This window comes from Stenotrophomonas sp. BR163, assembly GCF_047520985.2.
GTDB classification, from domain to species: Bacteria; Pseudomonadota; Gammaproteobacteria; order Xanthomonadales; family Xanthomonadaceae; genus Stenotrophomonas; species Stenotrophomonas sepilia.
This window is the reverse complement of sequence record NZ_JAXBRE020000013.1, coordinates 53720-66893: the sequence shown is the minus strand read 5'-3', so window position 1 is coordinate 66893 and position 13174 is coordinate 53720. Positions and strand designations below refer to the sequence as shown.

At 67.4% G+C, this 13174-nt stretch carries 12 protein-coding genes; 4 read left to right on the top strand and 8 right to left on the bottom strand.

The genetic code is table 11. From position 1 onward, the window contains the following. Positions 1–84: 84 nt before the first annotated feature. From ACM0PY_RS12495 to ACM0PY_RS12480, 4 genes are all read right to left on the bottom strand, one after another. Positions 85–1011, bottom strand: coding sequence for an NAD-dependent epimerase/dehydratase family protein (locus tag ACM0PY_RS12495; RefSeq protein ID WP_134972129.1), 927 nt, complete (start codon positions 1009–1011; stop codon positions 85–87). Continuing rightward, on the bottom strand, positions 1008–1946 hold the full coding sequence (gene panE, locus ACM0PY_RS12490; RefSeq protein ID WP_005420228.1) for a 2-dehydropantoate 2-reductase: 939 nt from the start codon (positions 1944–1946) through the stop codon (positions 1008–1010). Before panE ends, ACM0PY_RS12495 begins: the two co-directional genes overlap by 4 nt. Positions 1947–2106: 160 nt before the next feature. Beyond that, positions 2107–2898, bottom strand: coding sequence for an ABC transporter permease (locus ACM0PY_RS12485; RefSeq protein WP_134972130.1), 792 nt, complete (start codon positions 2896–2898; stop codon positions 2107–2109). Then, positions 2895–3863, bottom strand: coding sequence for an ABC transporter ATP-binding protein (locus tag ACM0PY_RS12480; RefSeq protein WP_072168040.1), 969 nt, complete (start codon positions 3861–3863; stop codon positions 2895–2897). The genes ACM0PY_RS12485 and ACM0PY_RS12480 overlap by 4 nt, the downstream gene beginning before the upstream one ends. 84 nt (positions 3864–3947) lie before the next feature. On the opposite strand from ACM0PY_RS12480, the gene ACM0PY_RS12475 reads away from it, so the two are divergent. After that, positions 3948–4697 (top strand): ferredoxin--NADP reductase, encoded by a 750-nt coding sequence (locus tag ACM0PY_RS12475; RefSeq protein WP_072168039.1) that lies wholly within the window; start codon positions 3948–3950, stop codon positions 4695–4697. Between the two features lie 114 nt (positions 4698–4811). On the opposite strand, the gene ACM0PY_RS12470 is transcribed toward ACM0PY_RS12475, so the two are convergent. The 4 genes from ACM0PY_RS12470 to ACM0PY_RS12455 all read right to left on the bottom strand — a co-directional run bounded on the left by ACM0PY_RS12470 (position 4812) and on the right by ACM0PY_RS12455 (position 9383). Continuing rightward, a complete protein-coding gene (locus ACM0PY_RS12470) occupies positions 4812–5972 on the bottom strand; it encodes a lytic polysaccharide monooxygenase (RefSeq protein ID WP_414609448.1) in 1161 nt (386 codons plus the stop codon). Positions 5973–6149: 177 nt separating this feature from the next. Beyond that, on the bottom strand, positions 6150–7319 hold the full coding sequence (locus ACM0PY_RS12465) for a lytic polysaccharide monooxygenase (RefSeq protein WP_180883682.1): 1170 nt from the start codon (positions 7317–7319) through the stop codon (positions 6150–6152). 175 nt (positions 7320–7494) lie between these two features. Beyond that, entirely contained in the window at positions 7495–8664 is a 1170-nt protein-coding gene (locus ACM0PY_RS12460; protein ID WP_134972133.1) for a lytic polysaccharide monooxygenase, read from the bottom strand. Positions 8665–8897: 233 nt separating this feature from the next. After that, positions 8898–9383, bottom strand: a complete 486-nt coding sequence (locus ACM0PY_RS12455; protein ID WP_111201116.1) for a DUF1203 domain-containing protein — start codon at positions 9381–9383, stop codon at positions 8898–8900. 296 nt (positions 9384–9679) lie between these two features. Between ACM0PY_RS12455 and ACM0PY_RS12450 the strand changes: the two genes are divergently transcribed. Genes ACM0PY_RS12450 through ACM0PY_RS12440 form a run of 3 tightly spaced genes read left to right on the top strand, consistent with a single transcriptional unit; the run spans position 9680 to position 13130 of the window. Beyond that, entirely contained in the window at positions 9680–11206 is a 1527-nt protein-coding gene (locus ACM0PY_RS12450; RefSeq protein ID WP_180883683.1) for an alpha/beta hydrolase, read from the top strand. Continuing rightward, positions 11203–11949, top strand: a complete 747-nt coding sequence (locus ACM0PY_RS12445) for an ABC transporter ATP-binding protein (RefSeq protein WP_072168034.1) — start codon at positions 11203–11205, stop codon at positions 11947–11949. Before ACM0PY_RS12450 ends, ACM0PY_RS12445 begins: the two co-directional genes overlap by 4 nt. Next, on the top strand, positions 11946–13130 hold the full coding sequence (locus ACM0PY_RS12440; protein WP_069138817.1) for an ABC transporter permease: 1185 nt from the start codon (positions 11946–11948) through the stop codon (positions 13128–13130). Before ACM0PY_RS12445 ends, ACM0PY_RS12440 begins: the two co-directional genes overlap by 4 nt. The last annotated feature ends 44 nt before the right edge of the window (positions 13131–13174 follow it).

The following is a 13174-nucleotide window of genomic DNA, read 5'->3' as shown; positions in this document are numbered from 1 at the left end:
GGACACGAAGAGCAGCCGAGCATGGGCTCGGCTCATCGCGCGCAGCGCGACGGACACGAAGAGCAGCCGAGCATGGGCTCGGCTCTACAAAGCGCTGTCCGGTAGCGCCGGGCCATGCCCGGCGAGCGAAGCGGCAAGGTCCTTCAGCCCTTCCCGATACGTCGGAAACCGTGGCGCCCACCCCAGCGCTTCACGCGTGCCCCGGCTGTCGATGCGCTTGTTGCTCTCGTAGAAGCGTCGCAGCGTCGGGCTCAGTGCCGGGTCATCCCAGGCCACGGCGGGTGGCATCGCAAATCCCCCCAGCTGCGCGGCGAAGGCCAGCACGTCCTGCGGCGGTGCCGGTTCGTCGTCGCTGGGCAGGTACAGGCCCTTGTGCGTCGGTCGCTGCATTGCGGCGATGATGACGGTTGCCAGGTCATCCACGTGCAATCGGTTGAACACCTGGCCCGGGCGAACCACGTGGCGTGCACGGCCCTGCGCCAACTGCACCAGCGCATTGCGACCCGGCCCGTACAGGCCGGGCAGGCGGAACACCGCCGAGGCGATGCTGCGTTGTCCGGCCAGTGCACGCCACTGTGCTTCCGCGAGCAGGCGCTGCACACCAGCCGCTTCAGTGGCGTCGGCCGCGCTGCGCTCGTTGATCCAACCGCCGGCGCGGTCGGCATACACCGAGGTCGACGACAGATAGCCGACCCAGCGCAATGCCGGGCTGGCCTGCAGCGCGGGCAGCAGCAGGCGCAGTGCCGGGTCCCCTTCAGCATCTGGTGGCACGCTGCACAGCACGGCATCGGCCTGTGCGATCTCATCGAGCAGGGCAGGCGACGGTGGCGTGTCGGCGTGCAGCTGATGCCGTGGCAGGCCATCGTCCGGCGCGAACGAGGGATCGCGCACCGTGCCGGCCACGCCTACGCCGTGCGCCTGCAGCTGCGCGGCCAGCACGCGTCCGCTCCAGCCCAGCCCGAGAATCAGTACCCGCGCGGGCAACGGGCTGGCCTGCAAGGCGGGACTCACGCGACCCGCAGTGCCTGGTAGGCCTGCAGGCTGCTGTAGGCAACCTGCAGCAGCAGGGCTTCCTGATCAGCCCTGCGCGCACGCACCAGCATGTCGCCAACAATCTGTTCGGCCTCCACCTGCTGGCCGGCCTCCAGATCGCGCAGCATCGAGGCCTTCAACGCCGAGCCGGCCTGGGTCAGCGTGCCGCGCGCAGTGTCCTGCGCTGCCTCCGGAACCGGTTCACCGGCGGCTTCGGCGACGGCCAGGCACTCGTCGTAAAGGCCACGTACGATCGCTTCGCCATCATCGGTGGCGACGATGGTGCCGATATCCGCGCGCAGCAGGCAGGTGGCCGCGGCCAGCGCGGTCAGGAAGGTGTACTTGATCCACTGTTCCTGGCCGATACGTTCGCTGGCAAGGTGATCAAGGTTGGCCTTCGCGCAGACCGCAGCGAAGGCGCGCACGCGCGCGGAGATCGCGCCGCCGTCGCGCTCGCCGAAGGTGAGCTTGGCCGGCTTGCCCAGATGCAGCACCGCGCCATCGGGCGCCTTGGTGGCGCTGATGAAGCACAGGCCGCCGAGCACCGCGTCGCGGCCAAAGCGCAGATCCAGTGCATTGTAGTGGTGCAGGCCGTTGAGGATCGGCAGCACGGTGGTGTTCGCTCCGACTGCCGGGGCGATGGCATCGATCGAACTGTCCAGGTCGTAGGCCTTGCAGCTGAGGATGACCAGGTCGAAGGGCTTCTGCGCGGCCAGTGCGGGCAGTGCATCAGCCGTGACGTGCTGAACCGGGAAGCGCGCATCACCCAGTGGGCTGCGGATGACCAGGCCATCATGGTCCAGCTGCGCGGCGCGCGCGGGGCGCACGAGGAAGGTCACGTCCACGCCGGCCTGGGCCAGGCGGCCACCGAAGTAACCGCCGGTACCGCCGGCGCCGAGGATCAGGATGCGCATTGCACGTTCACCGTTTTCTGGGGGGAATCAGAACTGCGATTGTGCCGGAGATTGCAGGCAAAAAAAGAGCCGAGCATAGGCTCGGCTCTACAGGCTGCTGCATCCACGCATGGCGTGGATCTGGTGTTGCCGGCCAGCGGCCGGCACTACCACGCAGGTCTCAGCTGCGCATACCCACGCCACGGCGCAGCAGCCACAGGGCCAGCGCCGTCAGCACCACCACGAAACCGATCATCAGGCCGTAGGCCACAGGCAGCGGCACATCGCTGCTGCCCAGCAGGCCATAGCGGAACGCATTGACCATGTAGAAGATCGGGTTCGCGTGCGTGGCCGCTTCGGCCCAGCCCGGCAGCAGCTTCACCGAATAGAACACGCCACCCAGGTAGGTCAGCGGGGTCAGGATGAAGGTCGGCACGATCGCCACGTCGTCGAATTTCTTCGCGTACACCGCATTGATGAAGCCGGCCAGCGAGAAGATCGTCGCGCCCAGCAGCACCGTGGTCAGCGTCACCAGCGGGTGCGGGATGCGCACCGGGGTGAAGAACATCGCGATGATCAGCACGATCACGCCGACCATCAGGCCGCGCAGCACGGCACCGGTCACGTAGCCCCACAGGATCACCCAGTTCGGCATCGGGCTGACCAGCAGTTCTTCGACGTGGCGGCCGAACTTGGCACCGAAGAACGAGGAACTGATGTTGCCGTAGCTGTTCTGGATCACGCTCATCATCACCAGGCCCGGCACGATGAACTGCATGTAGCTGTAACCGCCCATGTCACCCACGCGCGACCCGATCAGGTTGCCGAAGATCAGGAAGTACAGGGTCATGGTGATCGCAGGCGGCACCAGGGTCTGGCCCCAGATGCGCATGATGCGGGCGACTTCGCGGCGCACGATGGTCATCAGCGCGATGCGGTTGCGCTGGCCGTCGGTCAGCTCGGTGGTGCTCATGCAGGCTTCTCCATGTTGCCGGTGAGGCGCACGAACAGCTCCTCCAGGCGGTTGCTCTTGGTACGCATCGAACGCACGCGGATACCCGCCTCGTTCAGCGTGGCGAACACGCGGTTGAGGTCCATCGCGCGTGGCATGTCGATGTCCAGCGTGTGCGGATCCGGCGCGGTCAGCGTCGCGCCCTCGATCACCGGCAGCTGTGCCGGCAGGTCACCGTCGATGTCCAGCAGGAAGCCTTCCACGTCCAGCTTGGCCAGCAGGGTGCGCATCGGCCCCTGCTCGACGATCTGGCCATGGTTGATGATCGCCAGGTGGCGGCACAGGTACTCGGCCTCTTCCAGGTAGTGGGTGGTGAGGATGATCGTGGTGCCGGCACCGTTGATCTCCTTCAGCACGCGCCACATGTCGCGGCGGATCTCGATGTCCACGCCGGCGGTGGGTTCGTCCAGGATCAGCAGCCGCGGGCGGGTCATCATCGCGCGGGCGATCATCAGCCGGCGCTTCATGCCGCCGGACAGCGTGCGGCTCATCACCTGCGCCTTTTCCCACAGGTGCGCGCGCTTCAGCTCTTCCTCGGCGCGCTGCTCGGCTTCCTCGCGCGGCACGCCGTAGAAACCGGCGTAGTTCACCAGGATGTCGAAGGGCTTCTCGAACAGGTTGAAGTTGATTTCCTGCGGCACCAGGCCGATCAGGCGCATGGTGGCACTGCGGTTGCGCACCAGGTCGCTGCCGAACACTTCCACCTGGCCCTCGCTGAGGTTGACCAGGGAGCTGATGATGCCGATCAGGGTCGACTTGCCCGCCCCGTTGGGGCCGAGCAGGGCGAAGAAGTCGCCCGGGGCCACTTCCAGGGAAACGCCCTTCAGGGCCTGGGTGCCGTTGTCATAGGTCTTGCGCAGGTCGCGCACGCGCAGGGCGGGCGCCGTATCGTTCTGGGATGCCAAGCTCGAAGCCTTCGCGCCCATGGGCTGGCGCTGGAGAGGGGCGGGGAGGGGCTATTATAGAAGACCCCGAGGGCTTGCCCCGGCTACACACTGTCCCGAAAAGTCGTGCCTGTTCAATTCCCCCTCAAGCTGGTCGGCTGCCGCATGCTGGCCCCGACCGTCGGCCATTACCAGTTCGTGCGTGACGATGGGCAGCCGCTGGATTTCCAGCCCGGCCAGTTCATCCAGGTCCATTTCAGCTACGCCGACGGCACCGAAACCAAGCGCAGCTACTCGCTGGCGACCATCCACGACCATGCGCTGGGCCCGGGCGAGGCGGTGGACATCGCGGTCAGTTTCGTGCCCGGTGGCGCCGCCACGGCCCTGTTCGAGGCACTGGAGCAGGGCAGCCAGATCAGTGCGTCCGGCCCCTATGGCCGGTTCTGCCTGAATCCCGGTGACCACAACGCCCGTTACCTGCTGATCGCCACCGGTACCGGCGTTACCCCGTACCGCTCGATGCTGCCGCTGCTGGAGAAGGCCATGGCCGAACGCGGCGTGCAGATCGTGCTGCTGCAGGGCGCGCGCAGCCCGGGCGAGCTGCTGTACAGCGAAGATTTCTACAGCTTCGCCGAAAAGCACGCGAACTTCCGCTATGTTCCCTGCCTGTCGCGTGAACTCCCGGCTGATCCGCACCCGGACGTACAGCACGGCTACGTGCAGCAGGCGCTGGCCGGTTTCACGCCGGACCCGGCCACCGACATTGCCTACCTGTGCGGCAACCCGGACATGGTCGATGCCTGCGCCGAGCTGCTGAAGGCGGCCGGCCTGGGCAACCCGCAGATCCGCCGCGAGAAGTACGTCAGCAGCAAGTGAGCCCGGAGGGGGCCGGCCGCTGGCCGGCAACCCCATGAACCCCGGTAGTGCCGGCCGTTGGCCGGCAACCCCCGCAAACCGGAGGCGGCACCACGCCGCCCCCGGTGCCCGGCCTCAGTACGCGATCCAGGCGTCACGCCAGGCAGAGCCGGTGCCCGGGCGGTAGGGTTCGGCATTGACGTTGCACCACGCGCCCTCCGGGAACGGGCGGCAGGCGTAGAGTTTGCCGTCGGCGGCGCCCTTGACCACGGTTTCGCCCGGCGTGTAGCTGCCGATACCGTCCGGATACACGAAGTCATAGTCGCCCGGTGGCGGATCGACCGGATCCGGCAGCTGCGTGTCGAGCTGGAAGCGATGGCCCGGCTTCAGGTAGACGCGGTTCTCGGTGGCCGAGGCGATGGGGGTGATGATTCCGTTCTTCAGCACGCCCACCCGGGCATGCTGGGCAGAAGCGTTGACCCTGTGGCCCAGCGTCAGCGGCCATTGCGTGGCGGAGGTCTGCCCGGTGGCGAGGGTGATCTTCGGGCTTTCCAGGTCATTGCCGTTGGCGTTGAACACGCGCAGGGTCAGGGTGGTACCGGTCTCCAGGTCGCCCCGCGCGGTGATGGCCCCAGCGTCCTCCCACTCTGGTGGCGGGATGATGTCACCGCCTTCGAAACGTACGTCAGCACAGGTATAGAACGCTTCCTTCGAATCCGAGCGTTGCCAGGTGTTGTAGATGATGTGCTGGCCAGTACGCTTGGGCAGTGGGCAATCCAGCCGGTAGATGCCGTTGGCGTCCTCGTCCACGTGACCCAGCGAGCAGAACTGCTCCAGATCGTCCCAACGCAGCGGGCTGCCCGGTTGCCAGCCTTCGCGGGTTACATAGAAGACCCAGTCTCGGGTCTTGTGCGGAGCCGATGCGAGGTACTCGAAGGTGTAGCGGCCGCGGGCATCGGCGCGGATCGGGCTGGTCGACCAGTCCGTGCGATTGAGGTCCATGCCGCGGTACTTTGCATTGCCGCCGCTGCACAGTTCGCCATCAGGCACGACCTGGCGATGGTTGCCGTCAGCCTCGGCCTGGCTGATGGCGGCCCAGTCGTAGAAGGGCTGCGCGCCACCGATGGCCTTGGCTGCCGCACAGGCCGCATTGGTCGGATTCTCGGGGTTGGCCTGACGGCAGGCGTAGATGCGGCTGATTGGCTTGGAGAGGGTGCCGTGGGCCTGGGCCTCCTGTGAGGCGAAGAGAGCTGCGCACAGGGAGGCAGCAACTGCTGCAAGTAGGTGGGCTTGCATCGATGACGTCCTTTGACGCGTGGAAGACCCGCCGAGTTTCCACGCAGCAAAGAGCGTCCTCCATTCAACGGTTCCTAAAAAAACGAGGCTGGGAACCCATCGCCTTTTTCCATGCGACCTCCATCGCAAGAAACGTCATGCAGGAGGGGGGGCACCGAAGTGCCACCCCCGTCGAGTTCAGTACGCGATCCAGGCATCACGCCAGGCATAGCCGGTGCCCGGGCGATAGGCATCGGCATTGATGTTGCACCACGCGCCTTCCGGGAACGGGCGGCAGGCGTACAGCTTGCCGTCGGTGCCCTTCACCACGGTCTCGCCCGGCGTGTAGCTGCCGAGGCCGGCCGGATACACGAAGTCGAAATCGCCACCCGGCGGATCGACCGGATCAACCGGGCCCGGCACCTGGGTTTCCAGCTGGAAGCGATTGCCCGGCTTCAGGTACACGCGGTTTTCGGTGGCCGATGCGACCGGCGTGATCACGCCGTTCTTCATCACACCGACGCGGGCGTGCTGCGCACTGGCATTGACCTTGCGGGCCAGCGCCAACGGCCACTGTGCGGGAGCGGTCTGGCCGGCCGCCAGCGTGGTCTCCACGCGCTCCAGGTCATTGCCGTTGGCATTGAACACACGCAGGGTCACGGTGCTGTCCACGTCCAGTGCACCGTTGGCGGTCACAGCGCCGGCATCCTGCCACTGCGGCGGCGGAACCACGCCATCGCCGCCTTCGAAGCGCACGTCCATGCAGGTATAGAACGCCTCCTGCGAATCCGAGCGCTGCCAGGTGTTGTAGATGATGTGCTGGCCACTGCGCTTGGGCAGCGGGCAGTCCAGCTTGTAGACACCGCCTTCGGACAGCGGCGTGTTGCCCAGCGTGCAGAATTCCTGCAGGTCGGCCCAACGCAGCGGGCTGCCCGGCTGCCAGCCATCGCGGGTGACGTAGAACTTCCATTCGCGGGTGGCGTGCGGCGCCGGCGCGCGGAACTCGAAGGTGTAACGGCCACGGGCGTCGGCGCGGATCGTCGTGGTCGGCCAGTCCGTGCGGTTCAGGTCGAGCCCGCGGTACTTGGGAATGCTGGCACTGCACAGTTCGCCGTCGCGCACCAGTTCGCGATGGTTGCCATTGGCATTGCCGTGGGCGATCGCGCTCCAGTCGTAGAACGGCTGCGAACCACCGATGGCCTTGGCGGCGGCGCAGGCCGGGTTGGTCGGGTTTTCCGGATTGCCCTCGTGGCACTGCTTCACGCGGCTGAGCGGCTTGGTCATGGTGCCGTGGGCGAAGGCGCTGCCGGACAGGGCCAGGCCGGCAACGACGGACAGTGCGAGGACTGCCCGATGGGACGGGTGCATGCAGAGACTCCTTTGCGAGGTATGGGAAACCCCATGAAGTCTTCACATGCAGACAGGCCGGCAATATCGGACAAGTTTGATTTCAGTGGCTGTCGTGCCTGATCTGCAGCACGCTGCTCAAAGCACTGCGGCTCAGGCAGAAGGCGGCGCGATGCGCACCGCCTTCTACAACGGGTCAGTAGGGCACCCAAGCATCGCGCCATGCACTGCCCATACCGGGGCGATATGCCTCGGCATTGACGTTGCACCACGCCCCTTCCGGGAACGGGCGGCAGGCGTACAGCTTGCCGTCGGTGCCCTTTACCACGGTCTGGCCGGGGACGTAGCTGCCAATGCCTGCGGGGTACACGTGGTCGAAATCACCGCCCGGCGACGGCGTGCCCGCGTCGGGCACCCGGGTGTCGAGCTGGAAGCGGTTGCCGTCCTTCAGGTACACCCGGTTGTCGGTGGCCGAGGCCGCCGGCGTGATCACGCCGTTGCTGAGCACGCCCACGCGTGCGTGCTGCGCACTGGCATTGACCTTGCGTGCCAGCACCAGCGGCCACTGTGCGGCGGCAGTCTGGCCGCTGGTCAGCGTGGCTTCCACGCGTTCGACATCATTGCCGTTGGCATTGAACACGCGCAGCGCCAACGTGGTGCCGACCGGCAGCTCGCCGCGCGCGGTGACCGGGCCGGCATCCTGCCACTGCGTTGCCGGTGCCGTTCCGCCGCCGCCCTGGAAGCGCACATCCATGCAGGTATAGAACGCCTCGGTCGAATCCGAGCGCTGCCAGGTGTTGTAGATCACATGCTGGCCGCTGCGCTGCGGCAATGTGCATTGCAGCTTGTAGGTGCCATCGGCCGACAGCGGTGTATTGCCCAGGGTGCAGAACTCCTGCAGGTCGGCCCAGCGCAGCGGGCTGCCCGGCTGCCAGCCTTCGCGGGTGACGAAGAAGCGCCAGTCACGGGTAGCGTGCGGCGCGGTCGCCTTGAACACGAAGGTGAATCTGCCATTGGCATCGGGCTGGATCGGCGTGGTCTGCCAGTCACTGCGGTTCACGTCCAGGCCGCGGAAGGTCGGGTTGTTGCCGCTGCACAGCTTGCCGTCGGGCACTACGGCCTGGTGGTTACCGTTGGCATTGGCCTGGTTGATGCCGTTCCAGTCGTAGAACGCCTGCGAACCGCCGATGGCCTTGGCGGCGGCACAGGCCGGATTGGTCGGGTTCTCGGGGTTGCCCTGGAAACAGGCGTAGACGCGGCTGACAGGCGTGGTCATGGTGCCGTGGGCGAACGCATCGCCGGCCAGCAACAGGCCGGCGGCGGCCCACGAAGTGGCCAGCAACAGCGGTGTGGATCGGAATGACATGGCGCATCCTTGTGGTCGTCGAAAGGGAACGGTGACCGCAGGCGCTGCGCTGCGCGGCGGACTTCCGGCGGCACCACGGCGAGTATCGAGTCGCGCTGCAGGCGACGGAACCATCGAAGTGCCGATCCGTGACTGCGCATGTGAAGCCCTTCCCGCAGGCTTCACGCAGGACTGAACAGATGCGCTGTATGTCACGTGATCGGCGTGGCATCGATCACGTCATGGAGATCACGCTACGCGGTCCCGGTACCCACCCGATCTGCCTGGCACGAGAAACAGCCATGCGCCGCGTTGTGCAGCTGGACGAACGCCACCGACGGGTCGGCAAACAGTGCATCCAGATGGTCGGCCACCTCGGTGCCCGCACAGACCTGGGCACCGCACATCAGCGCGGCGTGGTCATAGGCACGCACCGAGATCATCCGGCGCTGCACATACGGGGGCACCTCGCCCGGAGGCAGCACGCAACGGGTCACGCCGCGCTGCACGAAGATCGGGCCGGCGGCGCGGTACGGCGAATGCAGCGGCAGGTGGACGTGGGACAGCAGGAGCAGCTCGCTGCCAGGCGCGGGATCGCTCAGGCTGATCCGGCAGGGATGTCCGCCGTTGGCGCCGGCCCAGCGACGCTGGATGCCGAGCGCGGCGAGCGCGCTGTCGCTCATCTCGAACAGGTGCAGGAAGGGGCGATGGTCGATGCCACCGAGGTACCACGTGTGCATGGGCGTCTCCTGGGTCTGCGGCGGATTCTGCGCGTGCGCCGGCGGCCGTGCTCGCCGTTTTCAGACCCCGCATCGCCGTCGGGCCGGGGCACTGGCCCATGGGGCGCTGCGGTCCGCCGCCGATGCCGCCCTGTGCCGGCCGAGGCCGAGGGGCGGGACCGCCTGGTCTGCGCGCCGTCGGCGGCGGATTCGTCATTGCCCATCGCCGTCGGCGCGCTGCCCGTGTAAGTTGGGTCACATCTTCCGCGGCAGCCCGTCGTGGTCGACAGGAACGTCCTCCAGGGGAAACGAGCACGATGCAAAGACACCACCTCGCGCTGGCCGGGATGCTGGCCAGCCTGATGCTTGCCGGGTGCAGCCAGCCGCCGCCGGCCGCCGCCGGAAGCGCCAGCGATGCACCCAGCCGCCGCTTCGGCACGATCGACTTCCAGCCCTGCACGCTGTCTACCGAAGGCGCCAGCGCCAACGTGGAGGCGCAGTGCGCCACCCTGCAGGTGCCGGAGGACCGGGCCCAGCCCGGCGGTCGCCGGATCGGCCTGCGTATCGCCTGGCTGGAATCGGGCAGCAGCGGCGCCAGCCAGCCGGACCCGGTGTTCTTCCTGGCCGGCGGCCCCGGCCAGGCGGCCAGCGAGGTGGCGGTCATCGTCGACACTGCACTGCGCCAGGTGCGCAAACAGCGCGACGTGTTCCTGATCGACCAGCGCGGCACCGGCGGCTCCAACCCGCTCAGCTGCCTGGGCGCGGACGGCAAGCCGCTGCAGGTGGACGAGGATGCCGCGCCTTCCGAGGCAGCGTTGCGCGACTACGCCCAGCGCTGCGCCGCATCGCTGCAGGGGCGTGCCGATGCGCGCTTCTACACCACCACCGAGGCGATCGCCGATCTGGATGCGGTGCGTGCGGCGCTCGGTGTGGACCAGCTCAACCTGGTTGGCGGCTCCTACGGTACCCGCGTGGCCCAGCGCTATGCCGGGGCCTACCCGCAGCACACCCGCAGCATCGTCATTGATGGCGTGGTACCGAACGAGCTGGTGGTCGGTGGCGACTTCGCAACCACCTTCGAGGATGCGATCGCCCTGCAGTCGGCGCAGTGCCGCAAGGATGCCGCGTGCAGCAAGCGTTTCCCGACCGATACCCGCGCGCAGCTGCGCAGCGTGGTCGACTCCCTGCGCCGTGCACCGGTCTCGGTCGAGTATCGCGACCCGGGTACCAACGCACCCCGGCAGGATGTCCTGACGCCGGACAGCGTGGTCGGCCTTGCCTTCGCCTTCTCCTACGTGCCGCAGTATTCCTCGCTGCTGCCACTGGTGCTGGATGAAGCCGCACAGGGGCGCTATGCCCCGTTGGCATCGCTGGCGCGCGGCGCGAACCGCAGCATGGATTTCCAGATCAACCGCGGCATGCAGTGGTCGGTGATCTGCAGCGAGGATGCGCCGCGCTACCACGCGCCGGCCGAGGATCCCGAGCGGCTGTTCGGCAACGAGGTCGCCAGTGCGTTCTTCGCGGCCTGCCCGGTGTGGCCGCACCGTCCGGCGCCGGCAACCGATGCCGTGCCGCTGCGCAGCGACGTGCCGGCACTGCTGCTGTCCGGTGAGCTGGACCCGGTGACGCCGCCGCGCTACGCCGCACAGGTGCTCAAGGGCCTGCCCAACGGCCGTGCGCTGGTCGCCCGTGGCCAGGGCCATGGCACGTTGACCGCCGGCTGCATGCCGCGGCTGCTCGGTCAGTTCATCGACAAGACCGATGCCAAGGCGCTGGATGCCGGCTGCCTGGACACGCTGAGCTACGTGCCGGCGTTCACCTCGTTCAACGGATGGGAACCATGATCGTCGCCGACAACCTGCACAAGGCCTTCGATACCCGCACGGGCCGCATCCAGGCGGTCGCCAACGTCGGCTTCCGCGCCGGGGATGGGCAGATCACCGGCCTGCTCGGCCCCAATGGTGCCGGCAAGACCACCACCATGCGCATGCTGTACACACTGATGACGCCCGACCAGGGCAGCATCACTGTCGATGGCATCGATGCCGCCCTCAATCCGGTGGAGGTGCGTCGCCACCTCGGCGTGCTGCCCGATGCGCGTGGCGTCTACAAGCGCCTGACCGCGCGCGAGAACATCGCCTACTTCGGCGAACTGCATGGCCTGTCTGCCGAGCGCATCCGCGAACGCATCGAGGTGCTGTCGCACGCGCTGGACATGGGTGACATCCTCGACCGGCAGACCGATGGCTTCTCGCAGGGCCAGCGCACCAAGACCGCGATTGCCCGCGCGCTGGTGCACGACCCCCGCAACGTCATCCTCGATGAACCGACCAATGGCCTGGACGTGATGACCACGCGCGCGCTGCGCCGCTTCCTGCTGGGCCTGCGCGAAGAGGGGCGCTGCGTGATCCTGTCCAGCCACATCATGCAGGAGGTGGGCGCGTTGTGTGACCACATCGTGATCATCGCCAAGGGCACGGTGATGGCTGCCGGCAGCGCCGACGAGCTGCGTGCGCAGGCCGGCGAAGCCAACCTGGAAGATGCGTTCGTGAAACTGATCGGCAGCGAAGAGGGCCTGCACGCATGAGCATGATGTCGACCCTGATGACGGTAATGCGCAAGGAACTGCGCGACCTGTCGCGTGACCGTCGCACGCTGCTGCTGACCCTGCTGTTCGGGCCGCTGCTGTACCCGGTGCTGCTGCTGGGCATGGGCAAGCTGGCCGAGAGCCGGGTGCGTACCCAGATCGAAGAGCCGTTGCAGATCCCGACCATCGGCGCAGGGAACGCGCCGAACCTGGTGCGCTTCCTCGCCGCACAGGGCCTCAATGCCGCACCGGCACCGAAGGACCTGGCCGAGGCCATCCGCACCCAGGACATCGATGTGGCGCTGCGCATCAGCGATGATTTCGGCAAGGACTGGGCCGAGGGCAAGCCGGCGCTGGTGGAGGTGATCAAGGACAGCACGCGTCGCGCGGCTGAAGTACCCAGTGCTCGCCTGGAGGCGGCGCTGGCCACCTACAACGGCCAGGTCGGTGCACTGCGCCTGATGGCGCGTGGCATCGACGCACAGGTGGCACGCCCGCTGGACGTGGCGCGCCAGGACCTGGCCAGTGCCGAGGCCAAGCGCGGCATGATCCTGTCGATGCTGCTGCCGGTATTGCTGACGCTGACCTCGTTCATCGGTGGTGCCTACCTGGTGATGGACGCCACCGCCGGCGAGCGCGAGCGGCAGTCGCTGGAACCCCTGCTGGCCACGCCGGGCTCGCGCAGCGCGATCGTCAGTGGCAAGATCGCCGCCGCCTGCGTGGTCGGTTTCGTGTCGCTGCTGCTGACCCTGGTCGCGTTCAAGGTGAGCGCGCAGATCGCACCCGGCAACATCGGCCGCCAGTTCAACATGAACGTCGGCTCGATGCTGCAGATGCTGCTGGTGATGTTGCCGATGCTGCTGATCGGCACCTCGCTGCTGACCTTCCTGTCGGCCGCGGCCAAGAGCATGAAGGAAGCGCAAAGCCACATGACCTGGCTGATGCTGCTGCCGATGCTGCCTGGCTATGCACTGGTGGCCTATCCGCTGAAGAGCGAGCTGTGGCAGTACGCCGTGCCGTTCCTGTCGCAGAACCAGATGCTGCTGAAGGTGATCCGCCACGAGATCATCACCCCGGCGGTCTGGGCGATCTACCTCGGCGCCAGCCTCGGCCTGGCCGCCGTGCTGTGGTTCGCCGCCGTGCGCCGCTACCACAACGAGCGCCTGGCCATCTCTGGTTGACCGCCACGGGTAGCGCCGGGCCATGCCCGGCGGATATGAAACGA

Bases quoted from the DNA above. Each gene is read 5' to 3' on its own strand.
- ACM0PY_RS12445 (WP_072168034.1), top strand. From the start codon at position 11,203: ATGATCGTCGCCGACAACCTGCACAAGGCCTTCGATACCCGCACGGGC.
- ACM0PY_RS12450 (WP_180883683.1), top strand. From the start codon at position 9,680: ATGCAAAGACACCACCTCGCGCTGGCCGGGATGCTGGCCAGCCTGATG.
- ACM0PY_RS12440 (WP_069138817.1), top strand. From the start codon at position 11,946: ATGAGCATGATGTCGACCCTGATGACGGTAATGCGCAAGGAACTGCGC.
- ACM0PY_RS12465 (WP_180883682.1), bottom strand. From the start codon at position 7,319: ATGCACCCGTCCCATCGGGCAGTCCTCGCACTGTCCGTCGTTGCCGGC.
- ACM0PY_RS12460 (WP_134972133.1), bottom strand. From the start codon at position 8,664: ATGTCATTCCGATCCACACCGCTGTTGCTGGCCACTTCGTGGGCCGCC.
- ACM0PY_RS12485 (WP_134972130.1), bottom strand. From the start codon at position 2,898: ATGAGCACCACCGAGCTGACCGACGGCCAGCGCAACCGCATCGCGCTG.
- ACM0PY_RS12470 (WP_414609448.1), bottom strand. From the start codon at position 5,972: ATGCAAGCCCACCTACTTGCAGCAGTTGCTGCCTCCCTGTGCGCAGCT.
- ACM0PY_RS12480 (WP_072168040.1), bottom strand. From the start codon at position 3,863: ATGGGCGCGAAGGCTTCGAGCTTGGCATCCCAGAACGATACGGCGCCC.
- panE (WP_005420228.1), bottom strand. From the start codon at position 1,946: ATGCGCATCCTGATCCTCGGCGCCGGCGGTACCGGCGGTTACTTCGGT.
- ACM0PY_RS12455 (WP_111201116.1), bottom strand. From the start codon at position 9,383: ATGCACACGTGGTACCTCGGTGGCATCGACCATCGCCCCTTCCTGCAC.